The sequence below is a fragment of the Mesorhizobium sp. M7D.F.Ca.US.004.03.1.1 genome (assembly GCF_003998635.1).
Taxonomy (GTDB): domain Bacteria; phylum Pseudomonadota; class Alphaproteobacteria; order Rhizobiales; family Rhizobiaceae; genus Mesorhizobium; species Mesorhizobium loti.
In genome coordinates, this window is the sequence record NZ_RZQG01000568.1 from 1 (window position 1) to 3,959 (window position 3,959).

The window sequence follows — 3,959 nt, forward strand, 5'->3', positions numbered from 1 at the left end:
GGTAACACGTTCTTCGCCTGGAACCGCATGCCGCGCGCCGGCTATTCAGACGCGTCAAACCCGCCGCTGGCACACGCTGCAGACGAATAAACCCACCTTTCATTTTACGACATCCAAATGCGTCGCTTTTGAATGCGCGCGCGTCGTCCCATAACAAGCGGCCCACCTGCGCTTCCGGCAATGCTCCGATATCGAGGAGTGAGAATTCATGGCCGATCTGATCGTCGTCTACTGGCGCGACATCCCTGCCCAGGTCATCGTCAAGAGGGGTCGGCAAAACGCCAAGCGCGAACTGCCGCTGCGCTTCACCGAGGCGATCGACATGTGCGCCATGCGCACCGGCGCCGGTGGCACTGACGATTATCTGGCCGAATGGCGCAAGGCCGATCCCATTCCGGTCGGCGACGACCTCGAAGCCGAGGTCGAGAAGGCATTCAACGACCTCGACACGAAATACGACCGCGAGCGGCTGGTCGCTCTGGTCAAGGCGGGCGGCAAAGAAGATGTCTGAAACCATTCCTACCAAGGATGGGCCGGCGGTTACCCAGGCCACTCTGGTCAAGAAGGCAGCGCCGAAATCCGACTACAAGCCGGCCGACGTATCGCCGCAGCGGCGCGTGCAGCGCTCCTTCGCGGTCCGGCTGTGGTCGATCAGGCATTCGCGCCTGCTCGAATGGTTCTACGCCAAATTCGCCGACATGTTCCTTCTCCTCCATCCCTTGTGGAAAGGCATAGGCTACGGCCGTGTCGAAGGGCCGATCAAATTTGTCGAGAAGCGCGTCAAGGGCTTCATGTTCGACTGCCGCATGTGCGGCCAGTGCATCTTGTCCTCGACCGGCATGTCGTGCCCGATGAACTGCCCCAAGCAATTGCGCAACGGCCCTTGCGGCGGCGTGCGTGCCAACGGCAATTGCGAGGTCGAGCCCGATATGCCCTGCGTCTGGGTCAAGGCCTGGGAAGGCTCGCAGAACATGGTGCACAGCGAGAAAATCCTCACCGTGCAGAAGCCTGTCGACCAGTCGCTGCGCGAAACCTCGGCGTGGCTGCGGGTGACAGCGCAAGCCGCCGCCGCGCGCGAAGTCGCCGCTGCCGCCAAGAATGGGGCGGCGAACACCGGGGCGTCGGCATGATCGGCCGCCAGCGCGACGAGAACCCGGCCGGCATCGATCTGCCGCTCGACCCCCTGCCCGGCCACACCTCGCGCGGCCGGCTGGAGCGCGTCCTGCGCCGCGGCGAGTTCGCGGTGACGACCGAGCTCAATCCGCCCGACAGCGCCGATCCGGAAGACGTCTATAACAGGGCGAAAATCTTCGACGGCTGGGTCGATGCCATCAACGCTGTCGACGCATCCGGCGCCAACTGCCACATGTCGTCGGTCGGCATTTGCGCGCTGCTGACCCGCATGGGCTATGCGCCGATCATGCAGATCGCCTGCCGCGACAAGAACCGTATCGCCATCCAGGGCGACGTGCTGGGCGGGGCCGCGATGGGCGTCGCCAACATGCTGTGCCTCACGGGCGACGGCGTGCAGGCCGGTGACCAACCCGGCGCCAAGCCGGTGTTCGACCTCGACTGCATGTCGCTGTTGGAAACCTGCCGTATCATGCGCGACAACGGCAAGTTCCTGTCCGGCCGCAAGCTGACGACGCCGCCGCAGCTGTTCCTCGGTGCTGCGATCAATCCTTTCGCGCCGCCGATCGACTTTCGTCCGCATCGGCTGGGCAAGAAGATCGCCTCCGGCGCGCAATTCGTGCAGAGCCAGTATTGCTTCGACGTGCCGATGTTCCGCACCTACATGCAAAAGGTGCGCGACCTCGGCTACACCGAAAAATGCTTCATCCTGGTTGGCGTCGGCCCCCTCGCCTCGGCCAAGACGGCCAAGTGGATCCGCTCAAACGTGCCGGGCATCCATATTCCCGATTCGGTCATCAAGCGGCTGGAAGGCGCGCAGGACCAGAAGAAGGAAGGCAAGCAGCTCTGCATCGACATCATCAACGAGGTGAAGGAAATATCAGGCGTTTCCGGCGTCCACGTGATGGCCTATCGGCAGGAGGAATATGTCGCCGAGATCGTCGATGAATCGGGCGTGCTGAAGGGCCGCCAGCCATGGAAACGCGAGATCCGTCGCGACGACCAGATGGTCGCCGATAGGCTCGAGCACATACTGCACGACGATATTACCGAAACGCAGGTGGACATGGTGAAGACCGCGCACTGACGGCGCGGACGGCCACCCATTCGCTTGAATGAAAACAGACAACGATATAAAGAAATCTTTATATCACGGCGGAGAGACTTCATGACCCGTACCATCGTCGCCTCGGCGACACGAGAAATCATCATCGGCTTCGACCAGCCGTTCTGCGTGATCGGAGAACGCATCAATCCGACCGGCCGCAAGAAGCTGGCCGCCGAGATGATCGCCGGCAATTTCGAGACCGTGATCCGGGACGCGCTCGAGCAGGCAGCCTGTGGCGCCACCATGCTCGACGTCAATGCCGGCGTCACCTCGGTCAACCCGAACGAGACCGAACCCGGCCTTTTGGTGCAGACACTGGAGATCGTGCAGGGTCTGGTCGACCTGCCGCTGTCGATCGACAGCTCGGTCACCGCCGCGATCGAAGCGGCTCTCAAGGTCGCCAAGGGTCGCCCGCTGGTCAACTCCGTCACCGGCGAGGAAGAAAAGCTCGAAGCCATCCTGCCGCTGGTCAAGAAGTACAACGTGCCTGTCGTCGCCATCTCCAACGACGAGACCGGCATTTCGATGGACCCGGACGTGCGCTTCGCCGTCGCCAAGAAGATCGTGCAGCGCTGCGCCGATTTCGGCATTCCGGCGCATGACGTCGTCGTCGACCCGCTGGTGATGCCGATCGGCGCGCTGGGCGACGCCGGCTGCCAGGTGTTCGCGCTGCTGCGCCGCCTGCGCGAGGAGCTCAAGGTCAACACCACCTGCGGCCTGTCCAACATCTCGTTCGGCCTGCCGCATCGCCACGGCATCAACGCCGCCTTCATCCCGATGGTGATCGGCGCCGGCATGACATCAGCCATCATGAACCCGGTGCGTCCGCAGGAAATGGAAGCCGTGCGCGGCGCCAATGTGCTGAACGGCACCGACGAGAACTGCACCAACTGGATTCGCACCTACAAGGACTACAAGCCGGCCGAAGGCGGCCAGGCGGTCGCCGCCCCGACGCAGGTCAACGCGCCGGGCGACGGCGCCAGCAATGGCGGCCGCCGCCGTGGCGGCCGTGAAGCCCGGATGGGCCGAGGATAAGCGCGCAATCGTGAATTCACCTGCAAACATCACCGACCCGCTCGTGCTGTTCATGCCGTCGGGCAAGCGCGGGCGGTTTCCTGTCGGCACCCCGGTGCTCGATGCCGCGCGCCAGCTTGGCGTCTATGTCGAAAGCGTCTGCGGCGGACGCGCCACCTGCGGGCGCTGCCAGATCGAGGTGCAGGAAGGCAATTTCGCCAAGCACAAGATCGTTTCCTCCAACGACCACATCACGCCCAAGGGCGCCAAGGAAGAGCGCTATGAGCGCGTCCGCGGCCTGCCCGAACGGCGCCGCCTCTCCTGCTCGGCGCAGATCCTCGGCGACCTCGTCATCGACGTACCGCAGGACACCGTCATCAACGCGCAGACCATCCGCAAGGATGCCGACACCAGGGTCATCGCCCGCGATTCAGCGATCCGCATGTGCTATGTCGAGATCGAAGAGCCCGACATGCACAAGCCGCTCGGCGATCTCGACCGCCTGAAGATCGCGCTGATGCACGACTGGGGTCTGAAAAGCCTCGATTTCGATTTCTATCTGCTGCCGCAGGTGCAAGGCATCCTGCGCAAGGGCAACTGGACCGCGACCGCCGCCATCTACAAGGATGCCGACAGCGAGACCGCGCGCGTCGTAGCACTTTGGCCCGGCCTCAAGAACGAAGCCTATGGGCTGGCATGCGCTATC

The 3,959-nt window shown here is 63.5% G+C and carries 5 protein-coding genes; all 5 read left to right on the forward strand.

Annotated elements, in window-relative coordinates; translation table 11 throughout:
- Nucleotides 1-208: 208 nt before the first annotated feature.
- Nucleotides 209-511: a virulence factor gene (locus tag EN935_RS25505; RefSeq protein ID WP_109667807.1), complete on the forward strand. Its 303-nt coding sequence runs from the start codon at nt 209-211 to the stop codon at nt 509-511.
- Nucleotides 504-1,130, forward strand: coding sequence for a methylenetetrahydrofolate reductase C-terminal domain-containing protein (locus tag EN935_RS25510; RefSeq protein WP_127373733.1), 627 nt, complete (start codon nt 504-506; stop codon nt 1,128-1,130). Before EN935_RS25505 ends, EN935_RS25510 begins: the two co-directional genes overlap by 8 nt.
- The gene (locus tag EN935_RS25515; RefSeq protein ID WP_109667811.1) at nt 1,127-2,218 is read left to right on the forward strand and encodes a methylenetetrahydrofolate reductase; all 1,092 of its coding nucleotides are present in this window, start codon (nt 1,127-1,129) and stop codon (nt 2,216-2,218) included. The genes EN935_RS25510 and EN935_RS25515 overlap by 4 nt, the downstream gene beginning before the upstream one ends.
- An 81-nt stretch (nt 2,219-2,299) precedes the next feature.
- Nucleotides 2,300-3,274 carry a methyltetrahydrofolate cobalamin methyltransferase gene (locus EN935_RS25520; protein WP_127265155.1) on the forward strand — a complete coding sequence of 325 codons (975 nt, stop codon included), beginning with the start codon at nt 2,300-2,302 and terminating at the stop codon, nt 3,272-3,274.
- Nucleotides 3,225-3,959, forward strand: a 735-nt coding sequence (locus tag EN935_RS25525; RefSeq protein WP_127373734.1) for a 2Fe-2S iron-sulfur cluster-binding protein, incomplete at its 3' end; no start/stop codon positions are given. The genes EN935_RS25520 and EN935_RS25525, both read left to right, overlap by 50 nt.